Here is a 15,866-nt window from a genome sequence, read left to right as displayed (position 1 = left end):
GCTTAATTGACTTATCAAGATCAGGTAAAATATCCATACTTGACAGTTATTGCTTAGTTTCGCTGATACTATATTAATGTTGATACTTTGTTGGTTGTAATGGATGTAAATAATTACTTGGAGATTTTGAATGGGTCATGCTTTGTCAGTTGTTGATGGTGTTTTGAATTTAAGTTCATTTTTTACTGTCACGATGGGGATTATTGTTCTGTTTGTTGGGCGTAGAATAAATCGTTCATCGAAGTTATTACAGGAATTCAGTATTCCAGAGCCTGTGACTGGCGGCCTTTTGTTTTCTATTATATTTAGCCTGTTATTTCTATTTATGGATATAGAAATTAAGTTTGATTTAACTGCTCGTGATATTTTACTTGTGTACTTTTTTACCACAATTGGTATTAATGCAAGTTTTAGGGATTTATTACGTGGCGGTAAACCTTTACTTATTTTGCTTTTTATTACAATCGCTTACATGATCATACAAAATCTCACTGGTATGAGTGTTGCACATCTGTTTTCTTTAGATCCGGCTGTGGGTCTTTTAGGTGGAAGTATTTCATTGATTGGTGGTCATGGCACTGCTATCGCTTGGTCTCCTCGAATTGCTCAAGAATATGGTATTCATAATGCGATGGAAATTGCCATTGCAAGTGCAACCTTTGGTCTTATTTTAGCAAGTTTAATGGGGGGGCCTATTGCTAAATATTTAATTACTCGTAACAACTTAAAAGCAGAAAAAACCATTGAAGCGGTTTCTGAAAAACAAGAAAAAGTAGCATCAAAAGGCATTAATAGTTTTGAGTTTTTAGATGCTATTTTTGCTATTCATATCTGTATTATTTTTGGCTCTATTTTAAATGAAGTTATTTCAGAAATGGGCTTAAAACTCCCTTTATTTGTTACCTGTTTATTTGCGGGTATTGTGATTACTAATTCACTTCCTAAAAAGAAACGCCCGATTACAGAAACCCATTGGCCAACAGGCAGCCCTGCAATTTCATTGATTGCTGATATTGCATTAGGTACTTTTTTAGCTATGTCATTAATGAGTATGCAGTTATGGACTCTAGTTGATTTAGCGGGGCCTATTTTCGCTATATTAGCGGCACAATTTATTATCGCCATTTTAGTGAATTTATTTATTGTTTTTCCTGCTATGGGAAGGAATTATAATGCAGCGGTAGTCTGTGCTGGGTTTGGCGGTATATCGCTTGGTGCAACCCCAACGGCAATGGCGAATATGTCAGCAGTTTCACAGAAATATGGTTATTCCAAACAAGCCTTTATAATTGTGCCGTTAGTCTGTGCATTTTTTATTGATTTAGTAAATGCAATGATGATTCCATTTTTCTTAAATCACTTTGCTTAATATTATTATTTAGGAGTTTACTGTTGGTTTATTCTACCGACTCTGGGGCAACACGTAAGCGAGCTTCATAGGCATCAAAATAATCTTTATCTGTTAACAGGTGATGTAATTGTTGCAACGTCATCTGTTGATCATCAATTAAATTCAATAAACGCTGTTTACAGTGTTGGATGATGACAGTGTCTTCTAAATGCTGATATTCACGACAAAAATATAATTGTGGTAAAGCTAATGCAAAAGCAGTGAGTTGTGCAAATTGCATCGCATTGAGCATCAAAGTTACTTTTTCAAATTCTATTCGTGTGTTTTTAATATCATCTTGCATTTAATTGGACTCATGTTGGAAAACCTAAATATACCCTACAGTAAAAATATTTTTATGTCCTGAGCCGTTGTAAATATCCCTTTTAATCCGATAAATAATTTTATTGATGTCTGACATGTCACATTGTTTGATAATTATCTTCGCTAGATCTGGGCATTTAATCCCAATTTTATGAAGGCTGACTAAACTCTTTTAGGTGCTCGATAGCTATTTATGCAACTTAGATACAAATAACAAGAGCTCCTCTTTACGTTTTTAATGTTAAAGGATAATCCATGTCAGCTAATCACTCTAGCAAGTATCAACAACTAAAAGCCTCTCTATTAACCTGTATTGATGAAAAACGTATTTATAGCGATCCCGCTCAATTATTGGCTTATGGTACCGATGCTAGCTTTTATCGTTTGATCCCAAAGATAGTGTTGCGTTTAAAAAATGTAGAGGAAGTTATTTTTACCCTTAAACAGTGCCAGTTATTCAATATTGCTTGTACTTTTCGTGCCGCTGGAACAAGTTTATCAGGACAAGCGGTTTCTGATGCGGTGTTGATTACTTTGAGTGATGATTGGCGAGGTTATGAAGTTATTGATAATGGCCTTAAAATTAAATTGCAGCCTGGAGTTATTGGTGCCGATGCTAACAAATATTTACAACCATTTGGACGAAAAATAGGGCCTGATCCTGCTTCTATTAACGCTTGTAAAATTGGAGGTATTGCAGCCAATAATGCGAGTGGTATGTGCTGTGGGACTGCTCAAAATTCTTACCGTACTCTTGATAGTATGAAATTAGTCTTTGCAGATGGAACACAACTTGATACAGCGAGTATTGAGAGTATTAAGAATTTTAAAGTTAACCATGTGTCGCTTATTGAAGGAATTAAAAAATTAGTAGAACAAGTAAAAAATGACAGTGATTTAACTGAATTAATTAAACATAAATATCGTCTTAAAAATACGACTGGTTACTCTTTAAATGCGTTAGTTGATTATCAAGATCCAATTGATGTTATTGAACATTTAATGATTGGTTCAGAAGGGACGTTAGGTTTTATTAACGAAATTACTTACAACACTGTTATTGAACATCAATATCGAGCCTCAGCATTAATTGTATTTGAAACGATTGAGGTTGCCTGCCAAGTTGTTTCTGAATTAGCTAAACTACCTGTTGCAGCAGTGGAGATGATGGATGGTAGGGCGATGCAATCAATTGCTGATAAACCTGGTATGCCTAGTTTTATCAAGCAATTAGATCTTGATGTAGGAACCTTGTTAATTGAATCTAGAGCAAGTGATCTTGATACGTTAAATCAGCAATGTGCTAGCGTGATAGAGAAAATAGTCACTTTTCCCGTTGTTGAATCCATTGCATTTACGCGTGATGTTGAAGTAGTTGAAAGTCTTTGGGCAATTCGTAAAGGCTTATTTCCTGCGGTGGGTGCTGTCAGAAATGTTGGTACAACAGTTATTATTGAAGATGTCGCATTTCCTGTTGAAAATTTAGCTGCAGGTGTGCGTGATTTACAGCACTTATTCGATCAATTTAACTATAACGAAGCGATTATTTTTGGTCATGCATTAGATGGGAATTTACATTTTGTATTTACGCAAAGCTTTGAATCAGATGATGAAATAAAGCGTTATAGTGATTTTATGGATGGGTTAACAGAGTTAGTTGCTGTTAAACATTCAGGCTCGTTAAAAGCAGAGCATGGTACAGGGAGAAATATGGCTCCTTATGTGGAGCTTGAATGGGGGAAAACAGGTTATGCTTTGATGCAGGAAATTAAAGCTTTATTTGACCCAACAGGGCTATTAAATCCCGGTGTTATCATTAATGATAATGCAAAAGCGCATATCGAAAACCTGAAACCGATGCCGGCTGCAGATGATTTAATTGATCGTTGTATTGAATGTGGATTCTGTGAGCCTGTTTGCCCATCTCGCTCTTTAACTTTATCTCCTCGTCAACGCATTGTGCTGTATCGAGAAATGAAACGTAGTGAAAAATTTGCTGAGACAGCTTATACAAAAGCATTAACTAAAACTTTTCAATATCAAGGTGTAGATACTTGCGCGACAACAGGGCTTTGTGCAGAGCGTTGCCCTGTAGGAATTAATACTGGCGATTTAGTTAAAAAACTACGAGGTGCTAAATATGAAAAATTTACACCCATTGCACGTTGGACTGCGGATCACTTTAGTTATACCAATAAACTGCTTAATTTAGGATTAAAAACAAATCAGCTTACTCAGAAAATAGTAGGGATTAAACGACTTAATAAAGTAAGTCATCAGCTTGCTAAATTATCTAAACATAAGGTACAACATTGGTCACCACAAATGCCCACATCGAGTACTTATCAGCTTAAAAATATTCCTTTAAAAACACATTCAGAGATCAATGCAGCAGATAAAAAAGTCGTATACTTTGCTTCTTGCGCTAGTCGTATCATGGGTCCTCAAGTTGATAATAAGGATCATCGAACATTACCTGAAGTGACGCTTTCTTTGTTGAATAAAGCTGGGTTTGAGGTGATTACTCCTGAGCGCATTGATGAGTTATGCTGTGGTCAGCCACATGAAAGCAAAGGTTTTAGTGATATTGCGACGCTCAAAACGGCACAATTAGAAAATGCCTTATGGGCTGTAAGTGAGAATGGAAAATGGCCGGTATTAATTGATACAAGCCCGTGTGTTAAACGTAGTATTGAAAAGTTTTCTCAGCCACTGCAAATTTTTGAACCAAGTCAATTTGTCATTGAATATCTACTTGACCATTTAACTATTAAGACCTTACAAGAAACCGTCATGCTACATATTACCTGTAGTACAAGGCGGCTGGCTTTAGATAAAAAAATGCTACAACTAGCGCAACGTTGTGCAGCTAAAGTGATTGTTCCTGAACATATAGAATGTTGTGGTTGGGCTGGGGATAAAGGCTTTACGACACCTGAATTAAATGCCGCTGCGCTTTTGCCATTAAAGTCACAGGTGCCGGAAGGTTGCACTCGAGGCTATAGTAATAGCCGCACTTGTGAGATAGGTTTATCGCATCATAGCGGTATTATCTATCAATCTATTTTGTATCTTATGGATGAAGTCAGCGTGTAATATTTATGTGCAGTGTCATTAATCACTAGTTTAGTGACACTGTTATTTATCAAGGTGCTGGATATCTTTCACTAAATTCATTAAATTTATGCTGTAGAAAATCAATGATCATACGTAATTGTTTTCTAGGATAGTCTGTTTGTAGATACACTAACTGTAAGGGAATATCTTCAGTTACATAATCAGTCAATAGCACCTTTAAACGACCTTGCTCAACATCTTCGGCAATATCAATCCAGTTTTTATAAGCAATACCGTGTCCTGCAATAGCCCATTCTCTTAATAGAGCGCCATCGTTGGTTGTTTTGATAGGGGAAATCATAATGTCTAATGGTTGGTTATCTTTATTAAAAGACCATTGCTGATGGCTTTTATTACCTAAGTTCCAATTTAATAATTTATGTTGTTGTAATTCTGCTGGACTATTTGGCTCTCCATATTTTTCAATGTAAGCGGGAGAGGCGACAACATAGCGAGGTGAAGAGGTTAGGTAACGACGCTTTAATGATGAATCGGCTAAATGACCATAACGCAGTGCTAATTGGATTTTTTGTTCCATTAAATCACTCATATGATCACTTAAATATAACGTTAATGTAATTGAAGGTGTTTCTGCTAAAAATTCATCTAACCAATTACTGACGATATTTCTACCTAGATCTGAAGGCATACTTAAACCTAAGTCTCCGGTTAATAGATCGTTATTTATGTTTAATGAATTACTTGCGAGTTCTAAAATGTTGATCGCTTCTCGACTACTTTCAATAAATAGCTGACCTTCCTCGGTTAATTGCATATTACGAGTTGAACGTACAAATAGTTGGCAATTTAATCTCTGCTCGATACGTTTTAATGCAGCACTTGCAGCCGCTGGAGTTAAATTTAACTCGCGGCTTGCTGCAGAGATATTTTGTAAATCTGCTATTCTGATGGCGAGTTTAAGGTCATTTAAATGATACATATTCAAAAATAATTTTAAAGTAATTCAAATTTAAGGTTTATTATCAAATAAAAAAATCAAGTGTACAATGCTTTTATAAATTATCTGATGTGTATTATTTTTATCACTATTACTAACGGATATTAAGTGTAAATAACAAAGAACGGGAGCTGAACTAATGACAACTCATGAACATATTATTAATGATTTAGAATCACGTTATACAACTAAAAAGTATGATAAAACTAAAAAAGTTCCACAAAAAGATTTAAACGTATTGTATGAGGCATTGCGCCTTTCACCTTCTTCAATTAACTCTCAGCCTTGGAAGTTTATTGTTATTGAAAGTGATGCTGCTAAACAAAGAATGCATGATTCTTTTGCTAATAAATTCCAGTTTAATCAACCTCATGTTTTTACCTGTTCTCATATTATTTTATTTGCTCATAACCCAGCCTACACTCGTAATGATTATGAAAAAGTAGTGGATAAGGGGATTGCTGATAAACGCACTAAATTAGAAGATAAAGAGAGTGCTTTTGGTGGTTATGTCTTTGCTGAAATTAATACAGATGAGCAAGGAATAAATGAAGCATGGACTAAATCACAAACTTATATCGCGTTAGGTAATGCAATGCATACGTTAGCTCGTTTAAAAATAGATTCGACGCCAATGGAAGGGGTTGATAGTGAGCTGATCAGCGAAATTTTTGCAGAAGAGTTAGGTGGTTATCAGTGTCATGTAGCATTAGCAATCGGTTACCATGATGAGGCGGAAGATTACAATAACAAACTAGCAAAATCTCGTTTAGCAATGAAAGATGTGTTAACCGTTCTTTAATAATATTTGGTTTGTTTTGTTGTTAAAACAGTAAGCTGATTAAAGGTCTCATGTACTTTTAATCAGCTTTTTTATTGTTTTATTTTTAAACCTTATGCGCCATTAAATGATCTAAAACGGGCACTAGAATTAATGGTTTTTCAGTACTAATAATGGCTTGGAGCATTTTGACTCTAGCTACTTCATGCTTATCTTCTAAGTTCTGTGCATTAATATAATGTTCTTCACTGATCCATTGACTGTAAGAAACCCATTGGTTGTCTTTGGTTTTATGTAGTTTAGAGCCGAGAGCGCCATATTTTTCAATATTACGTTGTACTAATTCAGACCAACCTTCTTTGAAGGTTTTTTCATATTGAGGATTTATTTTCCAGTGAAATAATACCACTATCATATGTTTCTCCCATTTCATTATTGTTGCTTAAGCATTTTCGATAAAGTGAATCTTGTCAAATATGATGGTAACTGTGAGAGTTTTGATGCCGTAATATTAGTATGCGATTGGATATAAATGTTGGGTTATGCCGCTTGTGTTGTATTCAAGTGAATTATGTTGAATAGATCGCTTAAATTTGTCTTTTATGTAAAAAAATTCATATTTTCTCCACAATCTTTTCGTTATTTTACTTTATTATAGCGTTTAATGGCATCAGCTTTGTCTTCTTGTTGCTATCTCTATTGTTCTACTCATCTATTAGAAGAAAAAATAATGAATAAATTAAAGTCTGTTTTTACTGTTTTATTGTTAGCCACCTTTAGTAGCCTCTCTTCGGCTAAACCCTCTGCACCTGCGGTTTCTGTATATAGTGATGTGGTAGAAACACATGGTGTATCGCAATCATTATCTTTAATAGGAAAACTACAGTCCAAACAGTTTGTTAATATCACTTCAGAAGTCACAGCCAAAGTAACACGTATTGCAGTAAAGGCGAATCAGCATGTTAAAAAAGGGCAGTTGTTGGTGCAGTTGGATAATGGTAAAGCGAGAGCGTTATTAACTGAGGCAAATGCATTTTTATTAGATGAGCAAAGAAAATTAAAAGAATATGAACCTCTTATTAAAAAACAAGCAATAACTCAAACTCAATATGACGGACAAGTTGCTACTGTTGAAATTGCTAAAGCACGTTTATTAGCAGCGAAAGTGTTTGTTGAGAATCATCGCCTTGTTGCTCCATTTGCAGGTACGATTGGTTTGATTGATTTTAGCCAAGGTAAAATAGTTTCTGCTGGAGAAGCCTTATTAACATTAGATAATCTATCGCAAATGACTTTAGATTTAGCCGTTCCTGAACGCTATTTGTCGATGTTAAATATTGGAATGAATGTCACTGCAACAAGTAGAGCGTGGAATGGTACTACCTTTTCAGGCAAGGTGATGGCTATAGATTCTCGTATTAATCCAGATACGTTAAATTTACGTGTTCGTTTGTTATTTGATAATAAAGATAACAAATTAAAGCCAGGTATGATGATGTCATCTCAGTTGGTATTTGATGAAGTGAATGAGCCTATTATTGCAGTACAAGCATTAGAATATTCTGGAACAAAACGTTTTGTTTACGTGATTAATAAAGACAGTAAAGTAGAACGAAGAGAAGTTATATTAGGTGCGCGTATTCGAGATGAAGCATTAATTGAATCAGGCTTAGAGATTGGTGAACGCATTGTTGTTCAAGGTTTAGTTAATATGCGTGACGGATTAAAGGTTAAAGATTTAGGGGAAGTTGGTGGAGAAAACGTGGTGCCAACTAAAGCAAAAAATAAAGCTAAAAAGGATAACAAGTAATGTGGTTATCTGATGTTTCCGTAAAACGACCGGTAATGGCGATAGTATTAAGCCTATTATTATGTGTATTTGGTGCCGTTTCATTTAGCAAGCTTGCTGTACGTGAAATGCCTGATGTGGAAAGTCCTGTTGTTACTGTCATGACTCGATATGCAGGTGCTAGTGCAACTATTATGGAAAGCCAAGTTACGGCTATTATTGAAGATCAGATAACTGGTATTAGTGGTATTGATGATATTAAATCAGTAACGCGTAATGGTATGTCTCGAATCACAATTACTTTTAATCTAGGTTGGGACCTTACGGAGGGGGTTAGTGATATTCGAGATGCTGTTGCTAAAGCAGAACGTCGTTTACCTGACCAAATTGATGAACCTATTGTTTCTAAAAATAATGGTTCGGGTGAACCCTCTATTTATATCAATCTTAATTCCAGCACCATGGATAGAACCCAACTTACCGATTATGCGCAACGTACGTTAGTTGATAGATTTAGTTTAGTGAGTGGTGTGAGCTCAGTTAATTTATCGGGCGGTTTATATCAAGTCATGTACGTTAAATTATCTCCTGATTTGATGGCCGGACGTTCGGTTACCACCAGTGATATTATTAATGCATTAAAAACAGAAAATGTTGAGAATCCTGGTGGTGAAGTGCGTAATGACACCACGGTCATGTCGGTAAGAACTGCTCGATTATATGCAGAACCTCAAGATTTTGATTATTTAGTTGTACGTACTGCTAATGATGGCACACCTATCTACTTAAAAGATGTCGCTAAAGTTTACGTGGGCGCTGAGAATGAAAACTCTTCTTTTAAAAGTAATGGAGTGGTTAACCTAAGTTTAGGTATTGTACCTCAATCAGATGCAAACCCATTACAAGTTGCAGCGGCTGTACACAAACAAGTAGATGATATTCAAGCCTTTCTACCCCCAAATACTAACCTTACTGTTGATTATGATTCCACTGTCTTTATTGATCGCTCCATTGAAGAGGTTTACACCACGTTAATGTTAACGGGGGGATTAGTTATCTTGGTGCTATATATCTTTATTGGGCAAGTTAGAGCAACGATCATTCCCGCTATTACCGTTCCTGTTTCATTAATTTCAGCTTTTATTGCAGCGTATTATTTTGGTTTTTCTATTAACTTAATTACCTTAATGGCACTTATTTTGTCCATTGGTTTGGTGGTAGATGATGCTATTGTTGTGGTTGAAAATATTTTTCATCATTTAGAGCGCGGTGAAAAACCTTTGATGGCTGCTTATAAAGGAACAAGAGAAGTTGGTTTTGCTGTTATTGCGACGACCATGGTACTGGTTATGGTATTTTTACCAATCTCATTTATGGATGGCATGGTAGGGTTATTATTTACTGAGTTCTCAGTTTTATTATCTGTCTCTGTTATTTTCTCTTCTATTATTGCATTAACTCTGACACCGGTATTAGCGAGTAAATTATTAAAAGAGCATCAGCAACAAAATAGATTTAACCAATGGGTAGATAAACAATTCTCTCGTTTAGAAGGTTGTTACCGCAGTTGCTTGCAGTTTGCCATTAAATTACGTTGGGCTGGCCCTTTTGTCATTCTTGCTTGTATTGCTGGTAGTTATTTCTTGATGCAACAAGTGCCTTCTCAACTTGCTCCTAAAGAAGATCGAGGAGTTATTTTTGCCTTTGTAAAAGGAGCTGAAGGTACAAGTTATAACCGTATGACTGCTAATATGGATTTAGTACAAGAGCGTATCATGCCATTACTTGGGCAAGGGGTGATCAAATCTTTTAGTACTCAAGCTCCTGCTTTTGGTGGTAATGCGGGTGACCAAACTGGTTTTGTAATTATGATTTTAGAGGATTGGAATGATAGGACAGTTTCTGCTTCTGCGGCTCTAGGATTAGTTAAAAATGCATTAAAAGATTTACCAGATGTACGTGTCCGTCCTTTATTACCAGGGTTTAGAGGTGGTTCCAGTGACCCCGTTGGATTTGTCTTAGGTGGTTCTGATTATTCAGAATTAGAAAAATCTGCTGAATTATTAAAACAACACGCAGAGCAAGATGGCATGCTGTTTGACGGTGATTTAGATTATTCAGAAAAAACACCTGAGCTTGTTGTGACATTAAATAAACAACGAGCAGCTGAATTAGGAGTTAGCTTGGATGATTTATCACAAACCTTAGAGGTTATGCTGGGCGGTAAAAGTGAAACAACTTATGTCGAACGAGGTGAAGAGTACGATGTTTATTTACGTGGTGATGAAAATAGTTTCAATAATGCACGTGATTTAAGCCAAATTTATATGCGTTCTAATAAAGGTGATTTAATTACATTAGATACAATTGCTTCAGTAGAAGAGGTCGCTTCTGCTAATCGTCTATCGCATTATAATAAGCAAAAATCTATTACTTTAGGTGGTAGTGCCGCTGAAGGTAAGTCATTAGGACAAGTGTTAGATTATCTAGACGCGAAAGCAATTGAGCTATTGCCAAAAGATATTACTATTTCTTATAGCGGTGAATCGAAGCAATATAAAGAAAACCGTAGTAGCGTATTAATTGTTTTTGGACTTGCATTATTAGTTGCTTATTTAGTACTAGCGGCACAGTTTGAAAGCTTTATTAATCCATTGGTGGTTATGTTTACCGTGCCTATGGGAGTGTTAGGTGGTTTCCTTGGTATGTTCTTTATGCATCAAGGCTTAAATATATATAGCCAGATCGGTATGATCATGTTGATTGGTATGGTAACTAAAAACGGTATTTTAATTGTTGAGTTTGCCAACCAATTACGTGACAAAGGTAGTTCCTTAGACATGGCAATTATGGATGCATCTGCGCGTCGTTTACGTCCTATTTTAATGACTGCATTCACCACGTTAGCAGGTTCAATTCCGTTAATTACATCAACGGGTGCAGGATCTGAAAGTCGTATCGCAGTGGGCACAGTGGTCTTTTTTGGTATGGCATTTGCGACGATTGTTACTTTATTTGTCATTCCTGCTATGTATCGCCTTATTTCCGGTAATACACATTCACCTGGTTATGTAGAGCAACTATTGAATGAAGAGTTACGCTTAGATGCTAGTAAAACGTCATCAACCATGGACTAGTTTTATAGTTAAAGCGAGAGAGGATCTCGCTTTAACTACTAATTAAAACAAAGCGTTAAGTTTGCTTTTTCAGGATGTTTAATGACTTTTATAAAATCAGTTGGAGCTTGTTGATAAGCGTGCGATAAATTTCTGCTATTTATATTCAGCTTTTTTAAATCTGCTTTTAATTGTGAACTGTAATCTCTAATAGTTAAGGTTTGCTGTCTATTTTTGCTGTAAGTCAGGCATTGTTGATACCAATCTACATGATTCTTAAATAATATTTGTGAATTCTTTGAGCTTAATTTAGCCATTAATATTGCCATTTCTCGTGTTGTTTGAAAGTGTTGAAAATCAATTGGGCTATTCCAATCACCTCCCCATACTCTAAAACCATTTTGTGCAAAAACATCAATTACCTGTTCTGCAAATCCTTCTGACGCTGCTTTACCTAAGCGGTATTGTTTGCGATTTAAATATTGGTAGCCTAGTAGAGGTTTAAAGGTTGCTGTGCCCCAACTTGTGAAGCTGACAAAAGGGTTTTGTAATGGATTTATGTCTATTGCAACACCATAGGCATGTAATGAAACTGATTTTTTGCCTGCTATTTTTCGGTAATTAAAAGCCGAGGTATTATTGGCTGTCATTGATAGTTCATCATCCCCTTGAAAGTGCTGTATTAACTTTGCTTGATGGATTGGGAATTTCATTGCATATAGTTGTTGCATGATGTTATCAACATATGGAGCAACTGCATCTAGAACCATTAACTTGCCCTGTTTCTGCTCCCCTTTAAAATTAATATGTTGAAAAGTAATCACCTTTAGGCGCTTACAAGGAATCGGCGCAGTTTGACTGATAATGTTTTTGTCTCGCATTTCTTGGCATTGTGGTGCAGTAAGAGGGGAAATAGAAGCTTCACTTTTAGGGATAGATATAATAAAAGGCAATAATATAGCGGTATATAATAAACGCATTAATCTTCCTTAACTAAATAATTGTTATTTAGTGAAATAGTCTAATAAGTTCTGTTTGCAACAAGTATGCAGGGTAATAGACCATTATGGAAAGAATTGTTTAATTTACTTTTTTATCTTTCAAATTAATGATGAAAGCAAGAGTTAAGAAAACTAAGCCTTAAATAACTATGAAAAATCTAGTACAGTCAGCATTATTTTTATATTAATAAACAGGTAATCATCATGAGTAAATTTATTTTAGTTGTCATTGTGTTAGTCGTGGCATTTTTTATTTTTCAACGCCTTAACGCAGGCAAAAACGCCCCTGAAAATATTCAATTAGGCGAAGCCTTTTTAGCTTCAAATGCTACCCAGGAAGGTGTGATGAGCACGGATTCTGGTATGCAATATGTTATTTTAAAGAAAGGTGAAGGCACAGTGCATCCAACTGCAAAAAGTAACGTACAAGTGCATTACCATGGAACATTAATTGATGGTACTGTTTTTGATAGCTCAGTTGAACGTGATAAACCAATTAGCTTTGGCCTGAACCAAGTTATTCCTGGTTGGACTGAAGGTGTACAATTGATGGTTGAAGGTGATAAGTTCCGCTTTTATATTCCAAGTAAATTAGCTTATGGCAATCGAGGTGTAGGAAAAATTCCGGGTGGTTCATTATTAATTTTCGAAGTTGAATTATTAAAAATTAATAGACTGTAATTAAGTAGAAAATAAAAAATACTGTTAGCTAATATTGTATTTTAAAAACCTCTCTGTACATGAGAGGTTTTGTTTTTGACCGTCTAAGTTTTTATTCACAAGGTGGTGCTAAGTGAATAATCGCTAACCCTCCCTGTGAAGTTTCTCGATATTTCTTGTTCATATCTTTACCTGTTTGATACATGGTAGCGATCACTTTATCTAATGAGATTAATGATTTGCTATTACGCTTTAGTGCCATTCTAGAAGCGTTAATTGCTTTCATTGCCCCCATTGCATTACGTTCGATACAAGGTATCTGTACTAAGCCGCCGATTGGATCACAGGTCATACCTAAAGAGTGCTCCATTGCAATCTCAGCTGCGATACAAATTTGTTCATTACTCCCACCTCTGATGGCTGTTAAACCGGCAGCTGCCATAGATGAAGACACTCCGATCTCTCCTTGGCATCCGACTTCTGCGCCAGAGATGGATGCATTCATTTTATATAACATGCCGATAGCGGCAGAGACGGCTAAGAAGTCCTTGAGTTGCTTGTTATCAATTTCTCGTATGTATTTGTTGTAATACATAAGTACAGAGGGAATAACACCTGCAGCCCCGTTAGTCGGCGATGTAACAACTTGTCCTCCCGCTGCATTTTCTTCACTAACAGCAAAAGCATATAAATTAACCCAATCTAAAATACTCATGGGATCATTTTCAATGCCTTCATTTGCTTGTAAGGTTTTTAATAAGGCTGGAGCTCGACGTATTACATGTAAACCACCTTCTAAAATACCTTCTGTTTTTAAGCCCCGTTCAAGACAGCGATTCATCACATCCCAAATTTTAGTAGTCATTTCATTGAGTTGTTGTTCACTACAAAAACTGAGTTCATTTTTTAACGCCAAACCGCCAATACTCAGGCCGTTTTTATCTGCTTGATTTAATAAACTTTCTGCAGAATTAAAGGGAAAAGGCACTTTATTGTTGGCTGTTTTAATTGGATTTAATAATTGATCCTCTGTGCTAATAAATCCCCCACCTGTTGAATAATAAGTTTGAGTATTCAGTAACTTATCTTCTTGGTAGGCGGTTAATCGTAATCCATTTTCATGCAAAGGTAAGCTAGTTTGGCAAAATACTATATCGCTAGCAGGATCAAACTTAATATTATGTTGGTTTAAAAAAGGTAGTTTTTTATTTTCTGAAATGGCGGATAATAACTTATTTGCGGCATTACTTTTTACTGTATCAGGCTTAAATCCCATCAAGCCTAACATGATAGCTCTGTCTGTATGATGTCCTTTACCGGTTAAAGATAAAGAGCCAAATAACTGAATTTTAATATGAGTTATTTTTGAAATGAAGATTTGGTTATCATTGGCAAATAAATAAGCCGCTAGCATGGGGCCGCTAGTATGTGAGCTTGAAGGGCCGATACCTATTTTATAAATATCAAAAATTGAAAGCATGTGCATTTCCTAACAGTAGGCGGAAAAGTTTTCGGAGTTAGCGTAAAATAACGATTTAACCTCAGTTCTGGATAATAGAACTATATCGATTTCCTTCTCCGGAAATAAGGTTATTTACAGTGTAGCTTGTACTGTTGAGAAAAGAATCGTCCAAGCTCATTATTTGACGCTATATCTTCAGCGAGAGTCAAAGTATAAGCTCGTTGAGCATCAGTGACATTAGGTTCTACTATCTTGCCTGTGCAATGTTTATTAAGGTTTTCCGATAACTGCACATCTTCTGGATTAATCCATGACATATCAACGTAATAAGTTGAATCGTATATATATAATTGAAGTTCTTTGCCTTTAAAGGCGATTGGTTTGGATAATGGGATTTCAAAACTTAATACTAATTTATCTTTGTCTTGTATCAATTGAGGATAGCGGGCTGCTTTATAACGAACAGGTTGACTAGCATCGTATAAATAAGTGAAGTAGTGCTCGTTATACATGTTATTCGTAACGCTATCGGCAAGTGCTTGTAGTGTTTTTTTTATATTCTCTGGGCTAATATCCTCACCTTGTAACATGTAATGTGAGGTGTCGACATCAAAAGTCCAAGTCATATGTAATGAAGTAATATGAGTGTCATCGCTATCGATATAAGTATTAGTATCAACCCATGAATGAGGATGTGCTGATACCATAACGGGCAAAAGTAGAATAAATAATGGTATTATTTTTTTTAATGAAAAAGGCATAAATAAAAGGGCCGTGATACGCATATAAATTCTTCTTTATGGACTTATGTGATTAAACGATTATTTTTTAGCTTGTAACGTTAGTTCATGTTCAAATTCATCAGGGAATAAAATCATTCCACTAAGATCTTTATCTGGAAAAACTACAATTGATAATTCATCTTCTTGTAAACCTTGAGTCCAACGGTTACGCCATGTTTCTAAAGTAATTGCTTCTGCTTTACAATGTGACCATTCTTCCGTTGCCCAGTCTTTAGCAAATTCTTCATTTGGCCATACTGGAACACAATCTTCATCTTCAGTATTGAGCATGACACAACCGTGCTCGTCAATTAATAACCAAATTTCTTGTTGTTTATTTACTTCTTTACAAAGGTATTGAAAACGCTGGTGTTGATCGTACTTTAGAATTTCTTTTATACGTTGTGCAGATAACTCGCTCATGGCTTGTCCTGTTTTATTGTTTACTAAATAATGTATTAGCTTAAAGTAAATACTCTATTTTAC

Annotated in this window: 13 protein-coding genes; 6 read left to right on the top strand and 7 right to left on the bottom strand. The window is 35.6% G+C overall.

All coding sequences use genetic code 11. The annotated features are described in order from the left end of the window. The first annotated feature begins 130 nt into the window (after positions 1-130). A complete protein-coding gene (gene gltS / locus E2R68_RS00250; protein WP_208380072.1) occupies positions 131-1,369 on the top strand; it encodes a sodium/glutamate symporter in 1,239 nt (412 codons plus the stop codon). Between the two features lie 28 nt (positions 1,370-1,397). Here gltS and E2R68_RS00245 read toward each other — a convergent pair whose 3' ends face one another. Continuing rightward, positions 1,398-1,694, bottom strand: a complete 297-nt coding sequence (locus tag E2R68_RS00245; protein WP_134275501.1) for a hypothetical protein — start codon at positions 1,692-1,694, stop codon at positions 1,398-1,400. Between the two features lie 275 nt (positions 1,695-1,969). Here E2R68_RS00245 and E2R68_RS00240 point away from each other — a divergent pair, with 275 nt between their 5' ends. Next, entirely contained in the window at positions 1,970-4,810 is a 2,841-nt protein-coding gene (locus E2R68_RS00240) for an FAD-binding and (Fe-S)-binding domain-containing protein (RefSeq protein WP_134275500.1), read from the top strand. A gap of 49 nt (positions 4,811-4,859) precedes the next feature. Here E2R68_RS00240 and E2R68_RS00235 read toward each other — a convergent pair whose 3' ends face one another. Continuing rightward, the gene (locus E2R68_RS00235; RefSeq protein ID WP_134275499.1) at positions 4,860-5,771 is read right to left on the bottom strand and encodes a LysR family transcriptional regulator; all 912 of its coding nucleotides are present in this window, start codon (positions 5,769-5,771) and stop codon (positions 4,860-4,862) included. Between the two features lie 157 nt (positions 5,772-5,928). Between E2R68_RS00235 and E2R68_RS00230 the strand changes: the two genes are divergently transcribed. Next, positions 5,929-6,591 carry an NAD(P)H-dependent oxidoreductase gene (locus E2R68_RS00230; RefSeq protein WP_134275498.1) on the top strand — a complete coding sequence of 221 codons (663 nt, stop codon included), beginning with the start codon at positions 5,929-5,931 and terminating at the stop codon, positions 6,589-6,591. Positions 6,592-6,676: 85 nt separating this feature from the next. Here E2R68_RS00230 and E2R68_RS00225 read toward each other — a convergent pair whose 3' ends face one another. Next, the gene (locus E2R68_RS00225; protein ID WP_134275497.1) at positions 6,677-6,985 is read right to left on the bottom strand and encodes an antibiotic biosynthesis monooxygenase family protein; all 309 of its coding nucleotides are present in this window, start codon (positions 6,983-6,985) and stop codon (positions 6,677-6,679) included. A 315-nt stretch (positions 6,986-7,300) separates the two neighbouring features. Between E2R68_RS00225 and E2R68_RS00220 the strand changes: the two genes are divergently transcribed. Next, a complete protein-coding gene (locus E2R68_RS00220) occupies positions 7,301-8,380 on the top strand; it encodes an efflux RND transporter periplasmic adaptor subunit (protein ID WP_134275496.1) in 1,080 nt (359 codons plus the stop codon). Continuing rightward, on the top strand, positions 8,380-11,496 hold the full coding sequence (locus E2R68_RS00215; protein ID WP_134275495.1) for a multidrug efflux RND transporter permease subunit: 3,117 nt from the start codon (positions 8,380-8,382) through the stop codon (positions 11,494-11,496). The genes E2R68_RS00220 and E2R68_RS00215 overlap by 1 nt, the downstream gene beginning before the upstream one ends. Before the next feature lie 38 nt (positions 11,497-11,534). Here E2R68_RS00215 and E2R68_RS00210 read toward each other — a convergent pair whose 3' ends face one another. Then, positions 11,535-12,455, bottom strand: a complete 921-nt coding sequence (locus tag E2R68_RS00210) for a M15 family metallopeptidase (RefSeq protein ID WP_134275494.1) — start codon at positions 12,453-12,455, stop codon at positions 11,535-11,537. A gap of 225 nt (positions 12,456-12,680) precedes the next feature. On the opposite strand from E2R68_RS00210, the gene bamJ reads away from it, so the two are divergent. Beyond that, a complete protein-coding gene (bamJ, locus tag E2R68_RS00205) occupies positions 12,681-13,157 on the top strand; it encodes a BamJ family beta-barrel-assembly machinery protein (RefSeq protein ID WP_134275493.1) in 477 nt (158 codons plus the stop codon). Between the two features lie 91 nt (positions 13,158-13,248). Here bamJ and E2R68_RS00200 read toward each other — a convergent pair whose 3' ends face one another. The 3 genes from E2R68_RS00200 to E2R68_RS00190 form a co-directional block, all read right to left on the bottom strand. Next, entirely contained in the window at positions 13,249-14,616 is a 1,368-nt protein-coding gene (locus E2R68_RS00200) for an L-serine ammonia-lyase (protein ID WP_134275492.1), read from the bottom strand. A gap of 110 nt (positions 14,617-14,726) precedes the next feature. Then, the gene (locus tag E2R68_RS00195) at positions 14,727-15,383 is read right to left on the bottom strand and encodes a DUF1007 family protein (protein ID WP_134275491.1); all 657 of its coding nucleotides are present in this window, start codon (positions 15,381-15,383) and stop codon (positions 14,727-14,729) included. Between the two features lie 36 nt (positions 15,384-15,419). Beyond that, positions 15,420-15,803 carry a DUF2750 domain-containing protein gene (locus tag E2R68_RS00190; protein WP_134275490.1) on the bottom strand — a complete coding sequence of 128 codons (384 nt, stop codon included), beginning with the start codon at positions 15,801-15,803 and terminating at the stop codon, positions 15,420-15,422. Between the last annotated feature and the right edge of the window lie 63 nt (positions 15,804-15,866).

Origin of the sequence: Psychromonas algarum, from assembly GCF_004376845.1 — a bacterium.
Taxonomy (GTDB): domain Bacteria; phylum Pseudomonadota; class Gammaproteobacteria; order Enterobacterales; family Psychromonadaceae; genus Psychromonas.
This window is presented reverse-complemented; position numbering and strand designations above follow the sequence as displayed.